Raw genomic sequence first — 24,270 nt, 5'->3', positions numbered from 1 at the left:
ATTTAACCTAAAAATCAGGTAACCATTTGACTTTATTCTTGTTAAGAATCAATCAATACTCGTGTAAACGACAAAAAATATCGGACAGCCAGAACAGTCTATTTGAAACAAAGCGCTCGATAGCCATCTTGCTTATTCGACCAGTTTGTTTGATCCGTTCTGTCTGCTACTCAATACTAGTTAGTTAACAGCTACGCGTAAAATTTGCTTTGTTCATGAACGCCAAAGAGAGCCAAAGTTTCTGGAATGAGAAGTGGGTAGTCATTGTGTTTGAGGGGATTGAGAACCCACCTCATTACGAGGTCTCAAATTATGGCCGGTTACGTAGTTTTCAGTCGGCAACGGCCACACGTTCGGGTACCAGCACCAGCCCAACGGCCAGCAAGTTCATTAAAGGCTCCGTTATTCAGGGGTATCGGTCGTTAAATATCCGTTCGGGTGGAAAAACACTCAACCGGTATGTACATAAACTGGTGGCCGAACATTTTAGCAAGCGCGAGCAGCCTGAGCAAACATTCGTTATACACCTTGACCACGACAAGCAGAATAATTATCACCAAAATCTGCGCTGGGTGACGAAAGAAGAAATGATTGAACACAATCGCAATAATCCTAGTCTCAAAAATCGCCAGTTACCCCGTCAGACCCGTAATTATAAACTTACGGAGAGCAAGGTTCGCATTATCAAGAAGCTTTTACTGAATGAAAAGAACCGGTTGAAAATGATCGCCAAGCAGTTTGGCATCACGCATACACAACTCAACCGTATTCGGTCAGGAGAGAACTGGAAACACGTTAAAATTGACTAGACTTGCCTTTAACAGCTGCCTATTGTCAGTTACTCGATTCTAAAGAAATGGTTAGTAGTTAACGGCTTCGTCCAGCAAAGGGCCCAATACACCGGCTAGGGGGAGCGAAACAAAAAAAGATGTCCCCTCGTTTTCGGTGGTTTCGAACCAGATGGTGCCACCGGCGTGTTCGACACCCCGTTTGGCAATAGCCAGACCGAGTCCCGACCCACCCCGTTTGGTACTGAAATTCGGCAAAAACACTTTGGTTCTTATCGCTTCAGGTATGCCTGCTCCGTTGTCATGAATCTCAATTTGTACAGCGTCGGCATTTGTGTACAATTTGAGGTTAATCTCGGGCTTACGCCCCGGTGGCACCGATTGAATGGCATTAATGAGCAAATTGGTTAGAATCCGGCCAATCAGCTGCCGATCGCCAATGGCCATAATGGGACCGTTGGAAATTTGCCGATGCAGCGAAATGCGTTTATCATCTGCATAGAGGTCTGCGGTTTTATTAAAAACGCCTGTTACCTCGAAAATTTCTCTTTTGGGCAATGGCATCTTTGCAAACTCTGAAAAGGAGGTAGCAATGTCGCTGAGATTATCAATCTGGTCGAGCAGCGAATCAAACGTTCGCAAAATAATACGCCGGGCCGGATCAACCGCTCCTCCCGATCCTTCCTTCGGATTTGGAAATATCCGCTGCAAGTGCTGAAGTGTCAGCTTCATGGGTGTCAGCGGATTTTTAATTTCGTGCGCTACCTGCTTAGCCATCTCCCGCCAGGCCGATTGCTTCTCCGTTTGAGCCAGCGCCTGTTTACTTTCCTCCAGCTTAACCAGCATCCGGTTATATTCCCGGATAAGCAAGCCAATCTCATCGTCGGACTGCCAGTGAACCGGATCGTTTGGCCGTTCGAGGTTTGTTTTTCTGATTTTTTGCGTCAGCAACCGAAGCGGTTTTGTCAACACATGCGAGGCAAAATAGGACAAAATCAAAAAGAACAGGAACAGCGCGGTGAAGATGCTCAGGGCCGACGCGATAACTTCGATAATCTGGCGGTCGAGTTCGGGGCGAGCATAAAAATAAGGAATACTTAACACGCCAAGCAAGCGTCCATCATACGATTTGATACCCGCATAAGCTGTCCTGTATTGCTTTGTGCCCAGCGATTCGTTCAACAGCCGCTCGTTCTCTTTATCTTCAATAATGTGAATGTAAGCCTCTGGATTGATGTACTTAGACAGATAGCCGCTCTCATAAATAAGGGGACGCGTAGAGGTATACAACCGGCCCTGGGTATCAAACAGGTTAATGTCAATATCGGCATCTCGGGCTATTTTGCTCAATTCCTCTTCCATAGACGCTTTACTACGCTTCTGGGCGTGTAAGTGCTCATCCAGATAGGTCAGGAAATTGGCGGCAATATTGCGTGTATTACTGATGTAGGTGCTTTCCTGATTGGCTATGTAGTTTGAACTGATCACATTGACGATGATCACGATGACAAATAACAGAGGCAGAAAAAAGGCAACATTCAGAAGTATCTGAATGCGCGTCGAATAGTTAATGCTAAACTCAGAGAATCCGTAATTAATGGCATAACCCAGAATAACGACAATGACCGACAGAACCAGTAGGAGATATAGGAACGAGAAATTGGAAAATATATTCCGAAACGGATACTCAGCCGACGACACCACCACGATTCGGCCATTCTGACCTCGCTGGGCAACATGCTGATAACCATTGCTGGACAAACCACTTTCGAACAAAGCCGTATTATCCAGCAGCGCAAGATTGAACTTTCGATCATAGTTATAGCTGCCTCCCGTATACAGCAACTGGTGTTTTAGTTTCTGCCCCAGGGCGGGAACACCCGCATCAGACTCCTTGAAGAAAGCGTAGCTATACGCCTGTGTATCGGGGTTTTGCGTAAATTTCGTATCGACCAGCAATTCCGGATAAACGCTTTTGGGACGCTCATTTCGCAAACGAAGATCAAGCACGACATAGCCCAATGTATCTGACTTGGCCGCCAATCGAGGTTGATCAGCCAACGTTTCCCGCCCTGTCTGCCGAATGGAAATGAAGCATAAATACTGCTTTACAAACTTATTCTTGACTTCGTTGACGAAGTAGACACCGGGGTATTCCGTCTGGTAACCAGGTTGTCTGTAACGGTTTGTAAACGTGGCTAACGAGACGGCATTCAAACTAATATCGAGCGGCCGCCCATTGGCGCGAAACGAAAACACTTCAATGTCGTATTTATCGAAATACTTGTCGAGGTGCAAACTTTTGATCCGTTGCTGAATACGCTCCCTTACCAGTAACGTGTCGGTCTGTAACGCCCGGCCAATATCAGCATCCCGCTGGATCGACTCCTGCGCCTTACTCATCAAAAACTCCCCAAACTCATCATTTTCAGCCAGCAGTTGCGTAGCAAACTCCTGCTGGTGGATGAGCTGCTTTTTAATCTCCTGGTTATACACAACATAAGCCGTCATGACGGCATAGACAAAAGCAGCAAGAAAAAAGTAGATCGACGTTTTATACCGGAATGCATAAAGCGTTTTTGTGAATTCACTGAGGAAGGTGATCAGGAAGTAGACGCCATTGAGAAGAAATATGGTCTTCATTGGCCACTCCAGCACAAACCAAAGTGCACCACTGAGGAGCGTACCGATCAGAATGAGCAACGTGCCTCGGCCAACATTTCTCCGATTGTACCGTAAAAACAGACTCGACAGCAGATGCGTGATCAAAAAATAGATGAAGGAGATGGTAATAAAGACGAGCAGGCAAACGATTTTAAGAAACGAAAATCGAATGTTCAGGGTAATGTCGAGCGTAAATTGCGACTTCTCGTAGATATTATTCAGCTCGACGTAACAAAGTGTAAAGACCCCATAACTGGCCACGACACAGCCAACCGAGATGAGCAGTTGCACCCATGCGGGCAAGTGCAGCAAAAAAGCATAGCTACGCATGCGATAGTAATGGCGAACGCCGTAAAAAGCCAGCGCAGCAACAACCAGGGCATTCAGCAATAAATCGCCCAACGAAGGGACCAGAATTGAAGAGGCATAAAACTTTGGATTGAAGAGGTCCGATTCAAAAAACAAGAATGGCACGCCAAAATAAAGCATGACCGTCCGCAGCAGAAGTAAATAGGCCGCCACCCACATAAAGGCCAGCTCATATTTCCGCTTCTGGTTCAACCGAATCATCAGTTGAATGACATAGAGCCCCAGAAAGATTACGGCCAATGTGGCTAAAATAACCGTATTGACAGGCGTAGAATGATTCCGATAGGCATCGACCCTGGGCGGCACTACGGAGAAAAGAAAGGCCGACGTATTATCATAGATCGCCTGAAAGGTGTTTAAACGCTGGTTGGACAGCGCAACGGGATCTAGCGAAAATAAATCTGGATTGTAGCCGGATTGCAGGTAAGTGTTGTTACTATGGTAGTAGCGATAAATATTAATCAGCGAGAAGACTTCTACATCTTCTACTCCGTTGGCAACTCGCTTATGACTGACAATGTATCGTTCTTTGTCGAAATCAACCAGTTTAGGCGCTGTGACAGAGGCTAGCCGGGCAAAATCGGGAATAAACCGATGATCGGACCAGTAGACGATCTGCTTGTTCCGAAACACGAAATAGGGATATCTCGTTGTGATGCTTAAATCAGAAAAGGTAGGTGATTTTTTACGTTTCAGCAGAGCCGCCACACTATCCAGCTCGGTCGTGCTAACCAGTAATTCTTCTTTTACCCGTTGTTGAACAGCACTCACATATTGTTCGTCTGTAGCCCCCGGCGCATTCTGCTCCAGCACAAAAAAGCATAGGATAGAAATGGCTGCCGCCAGGAAAGCTAACAGCAAAAAAATATGTTCTTCAATGCGTTTCACAAAACGTAGTTATTGGCTTTTGCCGGAATAGCCCTAAAATCGTGCCAGATTTTTAAAAATAGCCATACTTAAGCGACTATGAAATCAACAATTGCCTGCCGTTTTTTTACCGAATTTGTATAAATAGCTACCATTCAGGCCTTTTCGACAGTGAAACCACCTGGTTCATAACCGATTTCTGCCCCCAGTACATAGAGTAAATGTTTTCGATCAATAATGACCTGTACGCCTTCCACGTTATAGACTTCGTCGGAGGGGCCCGGTAAGTCAAACCCTAACAACCAGGATGAGCCACAACCGCCCCCCCGAACGCCGACCCGCAATCCATAGTCACCAGGAATTTTGTTTGCCTGCAACGTGTCCAGAATTTGCTGACGCGCTTCGGGTTTGACAAGAACAGGATTATCAAGCATGTCGTGTGTGAGTAAACTGGAACCTGTTACCGACAAATTAGTTGGCAACCGATAACAGGATAATGTAAAATTACCGTTTTCTGCTAAACAATGTTCGCCTTTATGGACCTATTGAGTGATTTCCTGAAGTTAATTGTGCCGGCTGGCTTAGTCTTATACGGCATGTACCTAACCGTGAAACTGTTGCTGGAGCGGGAAGCTGATCGCCATCGGTTTGACGTTAAAAACCGGTACACCGACACCGTTGTGCCCATACGTCTGCAAGCCTACGAACGCATGGTGCTGTTTCTGGAGCGGATCAGTCCCAATAACTTACTGCTGCGGCTAAGCGGCAGTTCGACAACCGTGCTGGAGTTTCAGCAGCGATTATTACAGGAAATCAGAGATGAGTACAACCATAATCTTTCCCAACAGGTATACATGAGCCAGGCTACCTGGGATCAGATTCAGGCCGCGATGAACGACGTAATGGTACTCGTCAATCAGGCCTCGGGCGATACGCGTCCCGATGCTCCGGCCCTTGAACTTTCCAAGCGAATTTTCGAGCGGATTATCCAAAAAGATAAGCAACCCACGTCCGACGCCCTTAAAGCCGTCAAGGAGGAGATTCAGGTGATGTTTATGTGAGTTGACGGAGGTCAAAATACGCCTGCAGACAGCGTAAGGGCTTTTTGAAAGGCTTCCTGATTGAGAGCAAGTTTAATCCCCTGCTGGTTCAGCGTTTGGACAATTTCTTCTGTGGGCAAATTACCGGTGAGGGTGTCAGCTGCCATTGGGCACCCGCCAAAACCGCGTAGGGCTCCGTCTATACGCTGAACGCCCGCTCGCACAGCCGCCTGTACTTTAGCCGGACCATCGCCCGGTCTGGCGTGCAGATGTGCCCCAAACTCAACCTGTGGAAATTGATGGATCAGGTACGTAAACAGGCCTTCGATAGCCTCGGGCGTAGACGACCCAACCGTATCGGAAGGAGCAATGATTCGAACGCCTGCCTGAATGAGTTGAGCTGTCAATTTACCAACGAGATCGGGGCTATAAGTGTCGCCATAGGGATTGCCGAATCCCATCGACAAATAAACAACCAACTCTTTTCCTTGCTGACTGCACAGCGACTGGATGGCCATTACCTCAGTAAACGCCTGATTGATAGACTTATTCGTATTCCGCTGCTGAAACGTTTCTGATACCGACAGTGGAAAGCCGACATAGTCAATCTGATCGTACGCTACGGCTTGTTCGGCCCCGCGAACATTCGCCACAATAGCCAGCAGCTTCGTTTTGGTACCGGATAACTCTAAACCAGCCAGTACCTCAGCCGTGTCACGCAGTTGTGGAATGGCTTTGGGCGAGACAAAACTACCGAAATCGAGGGTATCGAAGCCCACTTGAAGCAAGGCATTCAGGTACTGAATTTTAAGATCTGTCGGCACAAAATGGGCCAGCCCCTGCATTGCATCACGGGGACATTCAATGAGTTTCATCGGCGTATTGGTTGACGGACAAGAGTAGCCAGTACGCCCATAATAATTGCACAAATGGCTAGTCCACCGGCTTCACGGGCCATTTCAATATTCATGCTCCGCATGCCTGTTTCACTAAACATAAACCCTTCAAAAACAGGTGGCCATTGGTAAACCGCGGCCACAATGTACATAACGGCCATTCCGACGAAAAACCACCATTTACCCAAACCAGCGTAAGCCATAAAACAGGCAATGGCGGCCAGCCCGTAAATGGGCACCCAAACTTCCGGGTCAGGATCGTTGTATTGAACAGCGGCAAACAAAATAAATAACAGGCCAAAGATGATTGAAATCGTCTTTCTCATAAAATGAACGGGTGAAACGTGTCAGTCCTGAAAGTCGTAAGCAGTTGAAGCACCTATTTTACTTGAAACGTTACGGGGCTTCTATCCTTTACTGGTTTACAATATTTTTACGGACAGTATTCAGCGACAGCATTGGCAGCATCGGCATAACCCAGATTTTGCGCTTGTTTAAGACTCAGGCAACCAGCCTCGCGCTCGTTATTTATCATTTGGGCAATGCCCAGGCCATAAAATGCCTTCCCGAATTTCGGATCTGACTGAATGGCCTGCTGAAAGTCGGCGATGGCCCCTGGCAGATCTTTTTCTGTAAACCGCAAATTTCCCCGATTATACAGCGCCAGCGCATTATTGGGGTTCAAGGAAATGGCTTTTGAGAAATCAGTAAGCGCCGGTTGGATCTGGCCCTGGGTAGCAAACAACTGCCCCCGGTTCAGGAACAGTTCGGCCGCGGTGGTTCGACTAGTATCGGGGACTAACCGAATGGCATCGGAATAATCTTTCAAGGCCCCCGTTTGGTCATTTTGCGCTACCTTCAATAATCCCCGATTGTAATAAGGGCGGTAAAATTCGGGCTTTAGTTTAATGGCCTGATCATAATCAAGAGCCGCATTGGCATATTCCTTTAACTCAAAATAAGCGACGCCCCGTGAGTTAAATGCCTCGACATTGGACGCGTCGGCTTCAATTGCTTCGTTCAATACCTGCACGGCCTCCCTGAATTTGCCTTCTTTTAAATAAATCCGGCCCTGTTCAACGTTTTTATCTGACGAGCTACACGCACTGATACTGAATACGATACCTAAAATTAATCCTACTGAACGCTTCATACTTACTAGATTTGACCGTAAAGGTACGGGCGAAATTTGGTCGTTTGACTAACATTTACTTAACTTTGCATCGGCAAATCGGTGCTACCAGCTCCTGCTGAATCCCCCAGGTCTTGACCGAAGCAAGGGTAGGTGGTCGTAGCGGTGAGACATTGGTTTGCCATTTTTTGTTTCCGTCCAGTCTGGTATCGTTTTTCGGGACGGTTACGCTGTTTAGCGGGTTATGCATTTAGCTGTAGTAAACCGCTAAATTTCCCAAACCCAACATGGACCTACTCGATCAGCTTACCCATTCCTTCCGACAAACCTTCAACGCCGAGCCTATCCTGATTTGCTCCCCCGGCCGCGTTAATCTCATTGGCGAACATACCGATTATAACGAAGGGTTTGTTCTCCCGGCAGCCATTGACAAGGCCATCTATCTGGCTGTAAGCCAACGTCCTGATAATGAACTCCATTTCGTTGCTCACGACCTTAACAAAACCTACCAGGGTTCGTTGAACAACCTGACGTCTACCCATACCTGGGCCGATTATCTGTTAGGTGTGGTGGCCCAGTTTCGGCTGGCGGGTCATGCTTTAGGAGGGCTCAACTGTGTGTTTGGCGGTACGATTCCCATGGGATCGGGGTTATCGTCGTCAGCAGCGCTCGAAAATGGAGTAGGTTTTGCCTTGAATGAACTCTTTCAGCTAGGAATTGACCGGGTCGACATGGTGAAGCTATCCCAACGGGCAGAAAACGAGTTTGTGGGCGCCAAAGTAGGCATCATGGACATGTTTGCCAGCATGATGGGTAAAGCCGATCACGTAATTAAACTCGATTGCCGGTCTCTCGACTATACGTATGCACCCTTACGGATGGACGGCATAAGCATTGTTCTGTGCGACTCGCAGGTCAAGCACTCGCTTGTAACCTCGGAGTATAACACGCGTCGGGCTCAGTGCGAAGCGGGGGTTCGATTCCTGCAAACGTTTTACCCCGAAATCAGGAGTCTGCGCGATGTGACCATGCCGATGCTTGACCAGCATTTGCGTGATGCCGAGCCGTTGATTTATCGCCGATGTGCCTACGTCGTTCAGGAAAACCAGCGATTACTCGACGGTGTTGTGGCCCTTGAAGCCAATGATATAGCCACTTTTGGCCAATTGATGTACGGTTCCCACGAAGGACTAAGTCATTGGTATGAAGTGAGTTGCCCTGAATTGGATATACTCGTGGATATTGCCCGGCAGCAACCGGGTGTACTGGGCGCCCGCATGATGGGCGGGGGTTTCGGAGGTTGCACGATCAATCTGGTTCAGGAAAACGTGCTGAACGATTTTAGCGAGCGGATTACCAAACAATATAAAGCCCGAACGGGGAAAGATACGTACCTTCACGTCTGCAAAATCCAGGACGGGACGAATGTAATTAGTTAGAAGGGTCGTTTAGGCAGTCAATTTTATCCGGCTACCAACTCCTTACTGACTAACGACTCGACTGTTTAACTGTTTAATTGTTTAACCATGAAATTTTTCATTGACACAGCCAATCTGGCTGACATTCGCGAAGCCCAGGATATGGGGATTCTCGACGGGGTTACCACCAACCCTTCACTGATGGCAAAAGAAGGTATTACGGGCAAAGACAACGTAATGCGCCATTACAAGCAAATCTGCGAAATCGTACAGAGCGATGTTAGCGCTGAAGTTATCTCCGTCACCTACGACGAGATGATCAAAGAAGGCGAAGAATTGGCGGATATCGACGAAAATATCGTGGTAAAAGTGCCAATGAGTGGCGACAGCATCAAGGCAATCAAATATTTTTCTGAAAAAGGCATTCGGACCAACTGCACCCTGATTTTCTCGGCGGGTCAGGCATTGCTGGCTGCTAAAGCAGGCGCTACCTATGTGTCGCCTTTCGTTGGCCGGTTAGATGATATTTCAACCGACGGGATGGCATTGATCGAGCAGATCGTGACCATCTTCACCAACTATGGCTATACAACCGAAGTACTGGCAGCTTCCGTACGTCACCCAATGCACGTTATTCAATGTGCTGAGATCGGTGCCGACATTATGACGGCTCCCTTGAGCGTTATGAAGATGTTACTCAGCCACCCACTTACCGATAGCGGTCTGGCTAAATTCCTGGCTGACCACGAAAAAGCGAATCTGCCAGTAAAATAGTTTACGGTACCGGGTTTTACGGTTTGTGGGTAGTGGTTTGTAGTTGGCTGACGCATGTGTAGCTTCGCGTCAGCCAACTACAAACCACTACCCACAAACCGTCCTGAATACCCTAAACCTAAAATTTGCCTATGTTTTCTACCGAACCCGTTCTTACGCTCGATCATGCCGACATCTACCAGGGGAAGAAGTTGGTGTTGGGCGACGTATCCTTTCAAATCAACAAAGGCGACTTTGCTTATCTTATTGGCCGAACGGGAAGTGGTAAAACGTCGCTTCTGAAGACGTTATACGCTGACCTTTGGCTTCAAAACGGAAAAGGTACTGTCGCTGGTTATTCGCTCGATGCGCTTAAGCCCCGGGACATTCCCCAATTGCGTCGGAAAATAGGCATCGTCTTTCAGGATTTCCAGTTGTTTTTCGACCGCTCCGTCGAGGATAATTTGAAGTTTGTGCTCAAAGCAACCGGCTGGAGCAACAAAACGGACATGAACAACCGCATTGCCGACGTGCTGATGCAAGTGGGTTTGGGAACGGCCCAGAAAAAAATGCCCCATCAGCTTTCGGGTGGTGAACAGCAGCGGGTCGTCGTGGCCCGCGCTATGCTCAATGAACCGCAAATTCTTATTGCAGATGAGCCAACCGGCAACCTAGACCCTACCGTTGCCGATCAAATTATGAAGGTGTTTCAAGCGATCAACAACGCTGGTACGGCCGTTCTGATGGCCACTCATAATTATGATCTTCTGCATAAATACCCTGCCCGTGTGCTTCGTTGCCAGGATGGCCAGGTGATTGAGTTGAAAGGGTAATACCTGCCCTAATTCATCTTTTTATACACCTGCACTTTTTGGCTGTTAATGCCGGCAATAAGTTGGTTATTAACCAGCATCAACGACCGGGCGTTTCCCCGCAGGTATAAGCCGGACTGGTATTGGGGCATATAGACAAAACTCCCTCTTTTGTCGTTCAGGTAAACCTGACCATAATTCGCGTCGATATTTCCCGTTCTGACGCGCCCGTGTGTTTGGTTACCAGCTAACAGTAAATCAAGATACCCGTCTCCGTTAAGATCCTGCGTCGCTATCGCATAGACCGGAGCAAACTGGGCCTGAATGGGCAGCTTTCGCCGGTCAAAATGCCCTTTATCGTTCACCAGATACAGCGTGGCCAACTCATTGACCGTTGTTTTAACCGGCGTCTTTCCTTTAAATTCATTCAGTACTTCATCCGTTGTGGCCTCTGAATACAAGGCATAAGACGTATACTTTTTTCGGAGGGGCGTTAATTGGTCCAACAGTTCATCGCGGCTATAAGCCGGATAGCTTGTTCCCTGAATGTAATAGGAAACAATGGGGTCCAGCGTGCCATTTCCGTCGAAATCATCGGTATACAGGGTGAGCGGCTGGGCTGGTGATGCTTTAAAGTGGCAGTTGAGCCCGTAGTTTCCAATGATCAAATCCACATCCCCATCCTTATCAAAATCACCCCCGCTTATACTTTGCCAAAAACCGGTGATCTGGTCCAGGTCATCATGAACCTGCTTGAAAACGCCATGATCATTTTGCAGACGGATGATGGATGTCCACTCACCAACAGCCACAATGTCATCATATCCATCTTTATTGAAATCGATGATGCAGGCATCTGTCAACAGGCCTAATCCCGTAAACGCATCTGTTTTTACAGGTACGAATTTACCCTTCTCATTGCGATACAATCGGCTCGGTTGGTAGCGAGGGTATTGGTTAGGCACAACCGACCCACCAACAAACAGGTCCGGGTCACCATCTTTATCAAAATCAAGCACATCCACCGTATTTCCGGCAAAATCGTTGGGGTCCAGCCGGGCAGCCTCTTTACTGAAGTTTCCTTTTCCGTCATTCAAGTACAGACGATTCTGAAGCAACAAATCAGTTGGCAGGTATTCATAACCACCACTCGTCACGTAGAGATCGAGGTCTCCATCGCGATCAGCATCCAGAAAAGCTGCATCCGTATCGGTGCAAAGGGCATCCTGTTTAAAAGCTGCCTGTGTAGTCTTTAGAAAACGCCCATCCCGTTGCTGAGTAAACAGCTCCCCTGCCTGTCCTTTGCCTCCGCCAATGTAGATATCCTCGAGCCCATCCTGGTTTACATCACCCTTGGCGATTCGAGGCCCTGCATAGGAATACATGTGAGGCAACAACAGCTGGCGGCTGAAGTCATTCAGCTCTGCCTGCTGGTGCGTGTAGTCGAGCGTATTGGTTTGTTCGAACAAGGGAGCGACCGGCGATGCATTGACTTGAGCCACCGATGAGGCAGGGGTATAATTAATGGTAAGCTTTTGATCAGCGGGTACGTTTTTGAGTGATTGCACCATCCCATTGGGCCAGATAACGACTAGGCTATCAATTGCCTGATGATTACCCAGACCTACATGCATTGGAGTCATCAGGCTACTCTGAAAGCCATGAGTGGGCGTATATTGCTGATACTGCCGTAAGTCACCACTATAGACGTACACCTTTGTTCCGGTTGCTGATGGAGCTGCCTGTTTGGCGTTCAAGACGATATCGATATAGTGGTTTCCCGACATTTCGGCCGTCTGGTTCTGGTATACATAGGCCTTATCATTAATGTTATTTGTTACAATTTCCAGGTCGCCGTCATTATCTAAATCGGCATAAACGGCTCCATTTGAAATAACTGGCGTAGTGAAGCCCCAATCACTCTGTTTATTGGAGAACGTGAGGTTATGCTCGTTTCGAAAGATGTAATTGGGCGTTTTGGTAGATGGCATATGGCTGATCACTTCCAGCACACTTTTGTTCGCCTGCTGTCCCTGATCAGCGTAATATTTAACGAAATCGTTGTTGGTGTAATCCCGCAAATAGCCATTAGTCACAAACAGATCTTTGAACCCATCGTTATCATAATCTGCCAGCAGGGCCGACCAGCTCCAATCGGTGCTGGCGATGCCTGCCAATTGACCAATTTCGCTAAAGGTGGGCTTACCTTCCCGATCAACCCCGTTATTGAGCTGCAGCATATTTCGCATCACTTCCGGATGGAATCCGTTGCGCAGCATAGAAAGATAGGCTTCGTATTTATCGGGGCCAAAGAGCAGTTTTTGGCGCTTATTGTCTTCGGGAAGCATGTCCATTGTGACAATATCAGGCAGTAAATCATTATTGATATCGCCCACATCGTTTCCCATCGAGAAGTAGCTCACATGCCCGGTCGTCTGCTTGATAACGTCGGTAAACGTTCCATTTTTGTTGTTGAGATACAGGTAATCTTCTTCCAGATAATCATTGGAGACGTAAATATCCAACCAGCCGTCATTGTTCAGATCGGCCGTATGAATACCCAGTCCAAAGCCAATAGGGTTACCCTTGATACCAGCCTGAGCGCTTACATCATGAAACATTCCGTTGTCATTGCGCATCAGCCGGTGCCCCGCCAGCGAATCACGCATGGCATGAACGGCATCGGTATCGAACCGTTTGAAATCTTTTACATTATGATTTAACAGATACACATCGAGGTCGCCATCCTTGTCATAATCAAAAAAAGCGGCATGGGTAGCATACGTCGTCAGATCGAGCCCATAGTCGGCTGCCCGGTCCGTAAACGTTAAGTTCCTGTTGTTGATGTACAGTTTGTGTCTGCGGAGTTCTGGTTTGTCGATGTTGGCCGAAACAGACACGTAGATATCCTGCCAGCCATCGTTGTTGATATCGACTATGGTTACGCCCGTTTTCCATTCGCCCTGCCAGCGTATCCCGGCTTCTTTGGTAATGTCCTTGAAGGCTAGTTTTCCTTCATTCATATACAGCTTATCCTCTCCCTGGTTAGCCGTAAAATACAAGTCGATCAGGCCATCGTTGTTAAAATCGGCAGCGGCTACTCCCCCGCCGTTGTAAAAATATTCGTAATTCAGAACGTTGTCTTTCTCGGTTTCCTGAATTGTATTGGTGAAGTCAATATGGGTTTTATCGGAACTTAGCAGCGTAAAAACCGAATCAGACGAACCGCTTTTACACCCAACTAAAAAAGAAATCACGACAAAAAAACAAACCAGTTTCATGCAGTATACAAAATGATCGGGCCCTACAGCCCACTAATATACTAAGAAAAATGCCTCCAGGATGGGAGGCATTTTTCCTAAAAATTATAAAGACTTGATTACTGTTTATCCCACCACATACGGGCCATAAACGAATCTCCTCCCTGCCGGTCGTTCGCGATGGCATAGTTCGGGTTTACAGCGGCCTCGGTGGGTGGGTAGCGTAACCGGCGTGGAATCTGCCCATTGGTTGCGTTGCCCGGATAGTTGGTTGGGGTAAGTTTTGGTAATCCCGTGCGACGGTAGTTTGCCCAGCCTTCATAAAAATTCATCGTTGTGGCCGTCAGAATAAACATTTCACTATGGATCTGCTCCAGTTTATCGGCCAGTGTTCCTGTTGGATACGGGTTCGCACCTACGTAGTCGGCGGTGTTAGTGATAGCCGCGGTTGGGTCGTATAGAACCAGTTGCGACAAAGCAGCGGCCTGACCTTTAGCGTATTCATCTTTGGCTGTTCCGGTCGCCCAGCCCCGCTCAATCGCTTCGGCCAGCAGGAACCGGGTTTCGGCATACGTCAGAAAAATGTTCGGATCTTCAGCACCGATCATCAGCGGTGAGGGCCGGGAATAATTCTTCACATTGGCATCGCCAACCGTTGCCAGGCTATAGGGTGTACCCGTTGTGTTGTCGTAGCCATTGGGTAATCCCTTTTGTTTAGCCGGGGTCATGTCGCCACCCGAAATGGCCGCAATAACATTTACGCGAGGGTCTTTGCGGGCCTTCATCATATCGATCAACGTTTTCGACCACAGCACAGCATCTTCAGCCAGAATATTACGGCCGCCCGACGGAAAAATATTGAGGTTATACGAATTGGAGTTGATACTATACGTCGGCCCCGTTGAATGTTTGATCGTAAATGTATCGTCGTTGCTGGTCATTAAGCCCCCCTCTACGGCTTTCTTCGTCCATGCCTGTGCAGTAGTGGCATCAACTTTCTGCATCCGCATCGCCAGCCGAAGCATCAGCGAATACGCGAATTTTTTCCATTTGGTAATGTCACCGCCAAAGGCAAAATCGGCCGATTTCGGAACGGTTGCGCTTGTTGACAGGGCTTTGCCTGCTTCATCCAACTCCTTCAGCATGTCGGCATAAATATCCTTCTGCAAGTCATATTTTGGGCTAAATACTTGATTTAAATACCCCAGGCCAGCTTCCGAATAAGGTACATCGCCATACATATCTGTAAGCAGGTGCATTTGAAATACCTTCAGGATACGCGCCATGGATAGCACATTGACGTTTGCCGGATCGGCTTTAGCCAGCGCAATCAAATTGACTAGATTCTTGACGGAATTAGAGTACGAATCGGCAAAATAGGCACCACAGTTCTCCACGCTGTAGACATATTTGTCGCCCACATAATAGGAGTTTGTCGAGGCCAGTTGCTGCACCATTGGACCGGAATAGATTAGATTACCCCGCCAGGTTTTATACCCCGGATCAGGCGATGACCCATCAATTTGCAGTTGACTCTGGGCCAACAGAAACGAAAGCGGCACAGAGCTAGGCGTATTGGGATTAACATTTATTTGCTGAAAATCTTTTGTGCAGGCACCCAACGCCGTGAGCAGGGTGAACAAGACCACTATAGTACGAGTCATAATTGTCGGGAATTAGAGCGAGGACGATTAGAATTTCAAATTGAGATTAACACCTACTGACCGGGTCGATGGGGTACCCGCAAATTCCAATCCCTGTGCGTTGGTGTTGTTATACGTCGACTCTGGGTCAATATTTGGCGTATGCTTCATTAAGATAGCCAAATTACGCCCCACAATAGAGATGGATGCCGCCTTAAATGGCATCTTGTTTAGCAGGCGCGCCGGAATGGTATAGTCGATAATGATCTGACGAAGTTTGAGGAAATCAGAACTATAGACAAACGGTTCAGCAAAATTGTAGAGATACGAATAATACTGCTGTGCCGGCACCTTTACCGCATTAGGCTCTCCTTTCTCGTTAACACCTACACCAACAATACCTGTTTCACGGCCCGGCAAGGTGCCGGACTGCAACCCGTATCGGTAAGCCAGTGCATTGGTACCGGAGTAAATATGCCCGCCAAATTTGCCATCGATCAGGAAGCTCAGGCCAATTCCCTTATACCGGAATGAGTTGGTAAAGCCGAGCGTGATGGGCGAAATGCCCGTTCCGTACGAAACCAGGTCGCTTTTAAGCGGATATCCCTGGGCATCGTAGATGACATTACCGCCCGCATCCCGCTTGTATGCAAAGCCTTTGATTAAGCTAAAGGGCTGGTTGATTTCCTGGAAAACATAAGCCGCCTGCGAACGGGCGGGGTCGCCCACCTGAAGGTTCTGAAGATCACCATAGAGTGAAACAACCCGGTTCTTGTTGTAGGCTATGTTAAATGAAGCATCCCAGGTAAAGGCACTACTCTTAACGACTCCGTAATTCAACAAAAGCTCAACGCCATTATTTTTGATCTGACCCACATTGAACAGCGCCGTTGAGAAACCAGACGTTCCCGAAATCGAAGCGGCTACAATATCATTGGTTGTTTTGCGATTATAAACAGCGAAGTCGATGCCTAAGCGATTATTGAAAAGGCGAGCCTCAAAGCCTAGCTCGAAGGTAGTGGATGTCAGCGGCTGAAGATTTGAATTAGGCACCTGGCTTCCATTGATCTGCCCAAGCGGCTGCCCAAGGTGCGCCCCTGTCAAGCCGTAATACAACGACAGATTATAGGGGTCCGTGTCGCCACCAGCCTGCGCCCACGAGCCGCGAATCTTCGCATAGTTGATGGCTGCAGGCATTTTGACTGCTTCCGACAGCACAAAACTTGACCCCACAGATGGGTAAAAGATGCTATTTTTACCCGCTGCCAGGGTTGAGAACCAATCATTACGACCACCCAATGTCAGATATAAGTAGTTCTTGAAGGAAAAGTCCGCTGACGCATAAACGGAGTTAATGCGCTTCTCGATGTAGTTATACGTAATACTTCGAGCATCCGGGTTGACGTTGGATATATCGTAAAAGAATGGAATATTAAAGCCGTTTCCACTGTAGTTATCCAGCTTGTTAACCTGCTTCATCAGGTTGCCCCCGATCAATAAATTCATTCCGATATCGGACGTGATGCTATGCTTAATGGTTGCATTCAGGCTGGCGTTTCGTTCCGTAAAATTGCGCAGGTTCGTATTATAGCCCCCGTTTAATTGATAGGCCGTTCCGGTCGGTGTGATTTCAGTATTGCGATAGGTATACGTATCGAAGCCTAGTCGGCCCATTAATGATAACCAACTGTTTATCGTATACGTCGGCTCCAGAGCTGCAATGACGCGGTCTTTCTGGTCGTCCTGCTTGTACTGATTAGTGGCGAAATACGCATTCTGCACATAGATATTCTCCGACCACACCTTTTCATAGCCCTGGCTGTCAAAGACATTATCCCGCATGGTTGAGATCGGAAGCGAGGTCGGCATGGTAAAGAGCGTATAGTTGGCATTACCGGGTGAGTCCGACAATCGGGGACGATTGTGGTTTTTCTCGGTTATGTATTTCACGTTGGCGACTACCGTCAGGTTGGGCCCGAGTGTTGCATTGGTATTCAACGCAAAGTTGTTCCGGTGCAATGTGTTGTTCGGCATTAGTCCATGATTGTTCAGGTCATTCATGGATAGTCGGTATGTGACTTTGTCGCTGGCGCCACTCAGGGCAATTGAGTTGGTAAAGGTGCTCCCGGTTTTGTAGAAATTTGTCAGGTTATCCCGTTGCGCCGTGTAAGGCCGTGACACCCCATCATATTGAATAACGTTGGTTCCATCCAGCTTGCCACCCCAACTGTTAGTCGTTGTTGCTTCGAGAACGGTGGTCGGTTTCTGACCATTGTTTCCAGCGCCGTATTCGTACTGGTAATCCTTGAATTTTTTGATCAGCAGGTCTTCCGCAACGAAATTACTGTTCACTTCAACACCAATCCCTTTGCCAATCCTACCACCCTTTGTCGTAACCAGAATAGCGCCGTTAGATGCCCGGGAACCATACAGAGCCGCTGCCGTAGCCCCTTTCAGCACGTTCATCGTTTCAATTTCATCGGGGTTAAGGCTGGAAATGCCATCTCCTTTATCCGAACCGCCCCACATACCTACGGAGCCGAGGTTGTCATTGTTGATCGGGATACCATCTACAACAATCAGGGGTTGGTTATTGCCACCAATGGAGCCATTCCCTCGAATCGTTATCCTGCTTGACCCACTAGGCCCCGAAGCCGTTCCTGTAATGTTCAGGCCAGCTACTTTACCTACCAGCGAGTTAGCGACGTTGACCGAACGGGCCTGGGTCAACTCCTCCCCTTTTACTTCGGTCGTGGAATACCCAAGCGATTTACGCTCCTTTTTAATCCCGAGCGCCGTAACCACAACCTCGTTTAATACTGACGACTGAGGAGCCAGGGATATGTTTAGCGTTGAATTATTGCCCACAGCCACATCTTTCGCTACGTAACCAATAAAACTTACGGTCAGGGTAGATCCTTTAGGCACCTGAATTCGATAATCCCCTTTTTCGTCTGAGATAGCCCCTTGTCGGCTTCCTTTCACAACTACGTTCGCGCCGTAAATGGGCGTTCCTCCCTCACCCGTAATGCGCCCTTTCACCTCAACACTCTGTGCGAAGCTAAGGGTTGATAGGAGCGTAAGGACAAAAATTTTAAAATAGAGTACCTGTTTTTGCATATTGGTAGCGGAAGTAAAGGTGTACGTATTTTAGTTTATTCAGAATTACAATTGGCTGCCGATGCCATTTCAAAGGCACAGCAACTACTCAAACCAGGAAGTCAGATTTATAGCCGTATTTATACTCAAATATAGATACGTTTCTTAATATAAATACGCTGTATGATGCTAAAATTCGTTCTCGATTTATAAATATGGATAGTTTTTGTTGCCTGGTTTCATTGCCTTCTTTAGCATCCTCTTTTCTGCCTGTTTCGTTTCAGCAAAGAAATCGGCCTGGTCTCCGCTTTCGAAAGGTATCGGTGAATTAACTTTGCTAAACATTGACTGAAGGCCCCCTTGTAAAGCCAGCAAATTTTAGTTGTAATGCCCCTTACCCTTAAGCTCATTGCGTTATTCTACCTGACAAGTTTACTCGGTAGTAAGTCTCTCCTGGCCGATGATTTTCGGAATAAACCAATTGATGCAAAGGCAACAAAAGAAACAAAAGCACTATACCATAATTTACGAAAGATCGATCGGAAACATATTCTGTTTGGTCATCAGCACGCTACCGAATATGGACACGGCTGGGCGGGCGATGAAAACAGATCCGATGTCAAATCGGTAAGTGGCTCTCATCCAGCCGTTATAGGCGTCGATTTCAGTGGTTTATCCGGTCGGCCAGCCGAGGCTATTGAGAAAGCCAAAGCATCGCTTCGTAAACAAATTGTAGATACTTACAATCGGGGAGGTGTCACCACAGTAGCCTGGCATTTTTCCAACCCCGCATCGAAAGGAGGCTTCTACTGGGTCGATTCCGTTTCGGCTCCCGCCGTGTCTATGCTTGTTCCCGGTGGGTCACACCACCAGGAATACAAAAAGATTCTGCGGACGATTGGCGAACTGGCGAACTCTGTGAACGGCAACGATGGCTCCCTGGCTCCGCTGATTTTCCGGCCCTATCATGAGTTCGACGGTGGATGGTTCTGGTGGGGAAAGCCCCATTGCAAACGGGAAGATTTTGTCTCACTGTGGCGTTTTACGGTCTCTTACCTCAGAGACAGCCTGGAGGTCCATAATTTCATCTATGCCTTTTCGCCCGATTGCCTTTTTAAGACAGAAGCAGAGTATCTCGACCGGTATCCTGGCGATGCGTGGGTCGATTTAGTGGGCATGGACGATTATGCCGATTTCGGCCGGAATGGACGTTACAATATAGCCGCCGGAAGCCAAAAATTAAAGATTGTCTCTGATTACGCTCAGAAATCGGGAAAACTAGCTGCCTTTACCGAAACGGGGTTGGAGTCGATTCCCGATACAACCTGGTGGACGAGTACGTTGCTGAAAGCCCTGAAGGCCGAAAAAATGAGGCTTGCCTATGTGCTTGTCTGGCGCAATGACCCGCGTAGTCCCACCCATTATTATGCCCCCTACCCTAGTCAGGCCAGCGTCCCGGATTTTCTTCAGTTTTATCAGGACCCCTACACCTGGTTCGAAGCAGACCTGCCTAAGTTATACCGAAGAAAATGGCGGTTCTGATGTACCTACTGGCTAAAGCCTGTGTATTAGCTGAATTGACGCACGGGCTGAAGCCCGTAAGTACATGATGGTCTAACGAACGGACTTAATCAACGGACTACCCGGCCTAGCTGCTTGGCAGCGTTTATTTACTACGCTCGTCCACCTTGTCCATGTCCATGATTGGACAATGAATCGTCCGTTTCTGGACAGGAGTGCCTTCCTTATCTGGCTTATTGAACGCAGAAGGCACTTTCCCGAATCTGGCACCTTATTTGATTTACTATAGTGTATCTAATCAAATCATGTAAGCATTCATGAAAAAGATACTACTGGGAGAACTGGAAAAGCTGGTATTGTTGATCGTGTCTTTTAGTACCAAGGATGTTTATGGAGTTCTGGTTATGGCATAACTCCAGCGTCAGACAGGGCGAACTTTCACCTTAGTGCAGTGGCATACGATGAACTGTACCGGGCTGAACAGCATATTGGTCCCATTGCGCTGACGTTTGCCACTCTGTCCATTCCGAACTACTTGCCTGCCTGGGTCTCTATCGGTTGGTGGCTTTCATGGCGGAACAGCGGACCAAAGGAACTGGCGTCCCAAGGATACTGGCGCTTCGGTTGGCAAAACAATTGGTCCGCTATCGAAAAACTTCCTGAAACTGGTCCTTATTACCGTTGTTGTTGCCTCCCCTATCGTCAGGTATGTAAGGAGCCACTGGCGCAAGGATTTCGCCTATAAAAATAATACGGAGTGGTGAATGTTCCTGCTGGTCGGTTTTCTGGCAATGGGTATGCTGTATCCGTTTAACCAAACCTGATAGAACACCACTTCCGACAAAAAATACATTCAACAATAGAAAGCTTTTGTTCCGGATAATAATAACCAATGACCTTCTAGTAAATTTTTTTATAATATATGGCAAACTAATGTCGAAAATTACTGAATTATAGCTAAGTTTTTAAAATTATAGCAGCTAATCGTGTAAGTAGTTCAGCGAGGAGTATTGCTTTAGAACTAAAAAGTTATATTACCGCTCCTAATTCCTTCCCGCAGCGATTTCCCATTATACGTTACCATGAATACATCTTATATCCTGGATGAAGAAGTAACCAGTCAACAGTCAGTCGTTGATTACAAAAAGAATCAAAAGCAGCGAAAAGTACTGGCACACCTATATGCAGAGGGGACCTGTACCCTGGCTCACCTCACAAAGACATTGCACAGCAGTGTGCCCTCTGTAACGAGTCTGGTTGAAGAGCTCATTAATACCCAATGGGTAACTCCTATTGGAACAGCCACCGGAAGCAACGGGCGCCGACCCGTTCTGTTTGGGCTGAATACGCAACACAACTATGTGGCCGTATTAGATGTCAGTACGCACGACACCAAAATCCTGTTCATGAATATCTATCGGAAAATAATTTTTCGAGGTGATTATGATTTACGGCTTCAGGATAATCCAACTTTTCTGTCATCTCTGGCCCATTATTTCACCAGTGCACTGGCCGATTCGGGCATCAGTACCAGTGATGTTATTGCGGTAGGTGTTTCCATGCCGGGACTGATCGACGCGCGCCGGGGTGTAAATTTAACCTATATGAATCTCCAGCAAACGGGCGAATCATTAACACATGGGTTATCGGAGCTACTGAGCAAACCCGTTTACCTGATTAACGATACCAAAGCAACCGTACTGGGTGAAAGCCGATTTGGGGGAGCCCAGGGTAAAAAACAGGTGCTGGCCATTAACATTGACTGGGGTGTAGGACTGGGCATCGTGGTAAACGGCGAGGTATTTCAGGGAGCCAGTGGCTTCGCTGGTGAACTGGGCCATATTCAGGTTGATCCAGAAGGTGAGCTTTGTTACTGTGGTAAAATTGGTTGCCTGAATACCATTACGTCAGCATCGGCGCTGGTTAAGCGGGTACAACGGGATATTTTGGCAGGACAAGTCTCTAAAATGGCCTCTTTCCGGGATCAGGTCGATCAGATCGACATCGACGAGATTATAAACGCAGCGCATCATGGCGATTCCTATGCCATTGATGTACTGCATGAAACCGGCTTTCAACTGGGGAAAGGGCTGGCTATTGCCATTAGTCTATTTAATCCTGAGATCATTATTGTAGATGGCGTTCTGGCGAAAGCCGCGGCTTATATCGTCAACACCATTGAGCAAGCAATCAGTAAATACTGTTTGAGCGACTTTCGGAATGACATGACCATCGAACTCACCCAACTGGAAGGGACCGCAAAATGGTTAGGTACGCATGCTTACATGATGGAAGATATTTTTGCTAATTACTGATCACATAAAAAGGGTGAATTTCACGTCTGGCCATTACTGGCCAGACGTGAAATTCACCCTTTTTATGTAGTACGTTACGTGTCTATTTCGCCTTCAGATAAGAAAATGGAATAATCATTTCCTCGAGCGATACCCCACCATGCTGGAATGTGTTGCGATAGTGGTTAACGTAATAGTTGTAGTTATTGGGATACGCGAAGAAATAGTCTTCCAGCGTGAACACGTAAGCAGTTGATACGTGTGGCTTTGGCAGAAATAACCGTTCCGGTTTACGACCTACAAACAGGTGATTGTCATCAAAGCCAAGGTTTTTACCCTGCTTATAGCGCAAATTCGTGTTCGTTTCGCGGTAGCCAACAATTTTGGCTGGCTTCTGCACCCGAATCATTCCGTGATCGGTCGTAACAATCAGACGACCGCCCTTGGCTGCAATTTTCTGCACAAACTCCAGCAAGGGCGAGTGCAAGAACCACGACCGGGTGATAGACCGGTAAGCCGACTCATCGGGAGCCAGTTCCTTAATCATGGCCATGTCCGTACGGGCGTGCGACAGCATATCCACGAAGTTATAAACGACGACGTTCAGTTGATTCTGCAACAGGTTATTGAAGTTATCGACAAGCGATTTTCCCTGGTTGACGTTCAAAATCTTATGATACGACATCTTGATGTTCAGGCGGCTTTGCTCGAGCTGCCGACGCAGGAACTCCTCTTCATGGTTGTTAAGTCCTTCATCTTCACTATCGTCATTAACCCATAAATCAGGGTGCTTGCGTTCCATTTCGCTGGGCATCATGCCCGAAAAAATGGCGTTCCGGGCAAACCCCGTTGTCGTTGGCAAAATAGAATAGTAAGACGACTCTTCTTCAACGGTAAAGTATTCGGCCAGCAGAGGCTCGATAATTTTCCATTGATCATACCGCAGGTTGTCGATCAGCAGAAAGAACAAAGGTGCACCACCTGAAGCAGTTGTACTGCCAGCGGCCTCCACCAATGGGAACACCTTTTTGCGCATCAGTTGATGCGACATAATGGGGCTCTCCATTTTTGGCTCATTCAGCCAGTCTTCGTAATTGTCCATCACGAACTTGCAGAATTCAGAGTTGGCCTCACTCTTCTGCATGTTCATAACCTCCGACATACTTTTGTCCTGCGAACTATCGAGTTCCAATTCCCAATAGATAAGCTTTTTATAGACATCGACCCATTCGTCAAAATCCATGCGGTCGTTATACTGCATAGAAATATTTCGAAAGTCCTGCTGATACCCAATATTTGTGCGTTCGGTTACGAGCCGCTTATTGTCCAGGATTTTCTTAACCGACAACAAAATTTGATTGGGATTGAGGGGCTTGATCAGGTAATCAGCAATTTTGGAGCCGATCGCTTCTTCCATAATGTGCTCCTCTTCACTCTTGGTAATCATTACCACGGGCAGGTTCGGGCGCATCTGCTTTATCTGCGAGAGCGTTTCCAGTCCTGTCATACCAGGCATCATTTCATCCAGAAATACGACGTCATAGTTGGTCTGCTCAACCTGATCGAGCGCATCGGCACCACTGTTGACCGAGGTAACGTCATACCCTTTATTTTTCAAAAAAAGGATGTGGGGTTTCAGAAGGTCTATTTCATCATCGGCCCAAAGTATCGAATAATTTTGCATAATAGTGTAAGGAGTGAGAAGGTGGGAGTT

General features: G+C 47.4%; 16 protein-coding genes. 7 read left to right on the top strand and 9 right to left on the bottom strand.

The annotated features are described in order from the left end of the window. Positions 1-215: 215 nt before the first annotated feature. Positions 216-809 carry an HNH endonuclease gene (locus ACYVAM_RS24580; RefSeq protein WP_461072023.1) on the top strand — a complete coding sequence of 198 codons (594 nt, stop codon included), beginning with the start codon at positions 216-218 and terminating at the stop codon, positions 807-809. Positions 810-860: 51 nt separating this feature from the next. Here ACYVAM_RS24580 and ACYVAM_RS24575 read toward each other — a convergent pair whose 3' ends face one another. Continuing rightward, on the bottom strand, positions 861-4,709 hold the full coding sequence (locus tag ACYVAM_RS24575) for a sensor histidine kinase (protein WP_461072021.1): 3,849 nt from the start codon (positions 4,707-4,709) through the stop codon (positions 861-863). A gap of 134 nt (positions 4,710-4,843) precedes the next feature. Beyond that, on the bottom strand, positions 4,844-5,122 hold the full coding sequence (locus ACYVAM_RS24570) for an iron-sulfur cluster assembly accessory protein (protein WP_046575340.1): 279 nt from the start codon (positions 5,120-5,122) through the stop codon (positions 4,844-4,846). 102 nt (positions 5,123-5,224) lie between these two features. Here ACYVAM_RS24570 and ACYVAM_RS24565 point away from each other — a divergent pair, with 102 nt between their 5' ends. Further along, the gene (locus ACYVAM_RS24565; protein WP_461072379.1) at positions 5,225-5,749 is read left to right on the top strand and encodes a DUF7935 family protein; all 525 of its coding nucleotides are present in this window, start codon (positions 5,225-5,227) and stop codon (positions 5,747-5,749) included. Positions 5,750-5,760: 11 nt separating this feature from the next. Here ACYVAM_RS24565 and ACYVAM_RS24560 read toward each other — a convergent pair whose 3' ends face one another. The 3 genes from ACYVAM_RS24560 to ACYVAM_RS24550 form a co-directional block, all read right to left on the bottom strand. Continuing rightward, a complete protein-coding gene (locus ACYVAM_RS24560) occupies positions 5,761-6,603 on the bottom strand; it encodes a hydroxymethylglutaryl-CoA lyase (RefSeq protein WP_461072018.1) in 843 nt (280 codons plus the stop codon). Then, positions 6,600-6,950 carry a transmembrane 220 family protein gene (locus ACYVAM_RS24555; RefSeq protein WP_461072016.1) on the bottom strand — a complete coding sequence of 117 codons (351 nt, stop codon included), beginning with the start codon at positions 6,948-6,950 and terminating at the stop codon, positions 6,600-6,602. The genes ACYVAM_RS24560 and ACYVAM_RS24555 overlap by 4 nt, the downstream gene beginning before the upstream one ends. 107 nt (positions 6,951-7,057) lie before the next feature. Then, positions 7,058-7,777, bottom strand: coding sequence for a tetratricopeptide repeat protein (locus ACYVAM_RS24550; RefSeq protein WP_461072014.1), 720 nt, complete (start codon positions 7,775-7,777; stop codon positions 7,058-7,060). A gap of 266 nt (positions 7,778-8,043) precedes the next feature. On the opposite strand from ACYVAM_RS24550, the gene ACYVAM_RS24545 reads away from it, so the two are divergent. From ACYVAM_RS24545 to ACYVAM_RS24535, 3 genes are all read left to right on the top strand, one after another. Beyond that, complete coding sequence (locus ACYVAM_RS24545; RefSeq protein ID WP_461072012.1) at positions 8,044-9,195, top strand: galactokinase; 1,152 nt, start codon at positions 8,044-8,046, stop codon at positions 9,193-9,195. Positions 9,196-9,282: 87 nt separating this feature from the next. Next, complete coding sequence (gene fsa / locus ACYVAM_RS24540) at positions 9,283-9,948, top strand: fructose-6-phosphate aldolase (RefSeq protein WP_046575350.1); 666 nt, start codon at positions 9,283-9,285, stop codon at positions 9,946-9,948. A gap of 131 nt (positions 9,949-10,079) precedes the next feature. Next, positions 10,080-10,760, top strand: coding sequence for a cell division ATP-binding protein FtsE (locus tag ACYVAM_RS24535; RefSeq protein ID WP_461072010.1), 681 nt, complete (start codon positions 10,080-10,082; stop codon positions 10,758-10,760). A gap of 8 nt (positions 10,761-10,768) precedes the next feature. Here the strand turns inward: ACYVAM_RS24535 and ACYVAM_RS24530 are convergent, their stop codons facing one another. From ACYVAM_RS24530 to ACYVAM_RS24520, 3 genes are all read right to left on the bottom strand, one after another. Beyond that, a complete protein-coding gene (locus ACYVAM_RS24530; protein ID WP_461072008.1) occupies positions 10,769-14,020 on the bottom strand; it encodes a VCBS repeat-containing protein in 3,252 nt (1,083 codons plus the stop codon). Between the two features lie 98 nt (positions 14,021-14,118). Further along, positions 14,119-15,663 carry a SusD/RagB family nutrient-binding outer membrane lipoprotein gene (locus tag ACYVAM_RS24525; protein ID WP_461072006.1) on the bottom strand — a complete coding sequence of 515 codons (1,545 nt, stop codon included), beginning with the start codon at positions 15,661-15,663 and terminating at the stop codon, positions 14,119-14,121. A 27-nt stretch (positions 15,664-15,690) separates the two neighbouring features. Beyond that, on the bottom strand, positions 15,691-18,762 hold the full coding sequence (locus ACYVAM_RS24520) for a SusC/RagA family TonB-linked outer membrane protein (protein WP_461072004.1): 3,072 nt from the start codon (positions 18,760-18,762) through the stop codon (positions 15,691-15,693). 366 nt (positions 18,763-19,128) lie between these two features. Here ACYVAM_RS24520 and ACYVAM_RS24515 point away from each other — a divergent pair, with 366 nt between their 5' ends. Both ACYVAM_RS24515 and ACYVAM_RS24510 read left to right on the top strand, forming a co-directional pair. Further along, entirely contained in the window at positions 19,129-20,283 is a 1,155-nt protein-coding gene (locus ACYVAM_RS24515) for a glycoside hydrolase family 26 protein (protein ID WP_461072002.1), read from the top strand. Between the two features lie 1,061 nt (positions 20,284-21,344). Beyond that, on the top strand, positions 21,345-22,577 hold the full coding sequence (locus ACYVAM_RS24510; RefSeq protein WP_461072000.1) for an ROK family protein: 1,233 nt from the start codon (positions 21,345-21,347) through the stop codon (positions 22,575-22,577). An 82-nt stretch (positions 22,578-22,659) separates the two neighbouring features. On the opposite strand, the gene porX is transcribed toward ACYVAM_RS24510, so the two are convergent. Continuing rightward, positions 22,660-24,240, bottom strand: coding sequence for a T9SS response regulator signal transducer PorX (porX, locus tag ACYVAM_RS24505; RefSeq protein ID WP_461071998.1), 1,581 nt, complete (start codon positions 24,238-24,240; stop codon positions 22,660-22,662). Positions 24,241-24,270 lie beyond the last annotated feature (30 nt).

This window comes from Spirosoma horti, from assembly GCF_054776595.1.
The sequence above is the reverse complement of the archived record's forward strand: the minus strand, read 5'-3'. Positions and strand labels throughout refer to the sequence as shown.

Excerpts from the sequence above, each read along its gene's own strand:
- ACYVAM_RS24520 (WP_461072004.1), bottom strand. The coding sequence starts at position 18,762 with ATGCAAAAACAGGTACTCTATTTTAAAATTTTTGTCCTTACGCTCCTA.
- ACYVAM_RS24570 (WP_046575340.1), bottom strand. The coding sequence starts at position 5,122 with ATGCTTGATAATCCTGTTCTTGTCAAACCCGAAGCGCGTCAGCAAATT.
- ACYVAM_RS24530 (WP_461072008.1), bottom strand. The coding sequence starts at position 14,020 with ATGAAACTGGTTTGTTTTTTTGTCGTGATTTCTTTTTTAGTTGGGTGT.
- ACYVAM_RS24560 (WP_461072018.1), bottom strand. The coding sequence starts at position 6,603 with ATGAAACTCATTGAATGTCCCCGTGATGCAATGCAGGGGCTGGCCCAT.
- ACYVAM_RS24545 (WP_461072012.1), top strand. The coding sequence starts at position 8,044 with ATGGACCTACTCGATCAGCTTACCCATTCCTTCCGACAAACCTTCAAC.
- ACYVAM_RS24535 (WP_461072010.1), top strand. The coding sequence starts at position 10,080 with ATGTTTTCTACCGAACCCGTTCTTACGCTCGATCATGCCGACATCTAC.
- ACYVAM_RS24580 (WP_461072023.1), top strand. The coding sequence starts at position 216 with ATGAACGCCAAAGAGAGCCAAAGTTTCTGGAATGAGAAGTGGGTAGTC.
- ACYVAM_RS24565 (WP_461072379.1), top strand. The coding sequence starts at position 5,225 with ATGGACCTATTGAGTGATTTCCTGAAGTTAATTGTGCCGGCTGGCTTA.
- ACYVAM_RS24525 (WP_461072006.1), bottom strand. The coding sequence starts at position 15,663 with ATGACTCGTACTATAGTGGTCTTGTTCACCCTGCTCACGGCGTTGGGT.
- porX (WP_461071998.1), bottom strand. The coding sequence starts at position 24,240 with ATGCAAAATTATTCGATACTTTGGGCCGATGATGAAATAGACCTTCTG.
- fsa (WP_046575350.1), top strand. The coding sequence starts at position 9,283 with ATGAAATTTTTCATTGACACAGCCAATCTGGCTGACATTCGCGAAGCC.
- ACYVAM_RS24515 (WP_461072002.1), top strand. The coding sequence starts at position 19,129 with ATGCCCCTTACCCTTAAGCTCATTGCGTTATTCTACCTGACAAGTTTA.
- ACYVAM_RS24550 (WP_461072014.1), bottom strand. The coding sequence starts at position 7,777 with ATGAAGCGTTCAGTAGGATTAATTTTAGGTATCGTATTCAGTATCAGT.
- ACYVAM_RS24510 (WP_461072000.1), top strand. The coding sequence starts at position 21,345 with ATGAATACATCTTATATCCTGGATGAAGAAGTAACCAGTCAACAGTCA.
- ACYVAM_RS24555 (WP_461072016.1), bottom strand. The coding sequence starts at position 6,950 with ATGAGAAAGACGATTTCAATCATCTTTGGCCTGTTATTTATTTTGTTT.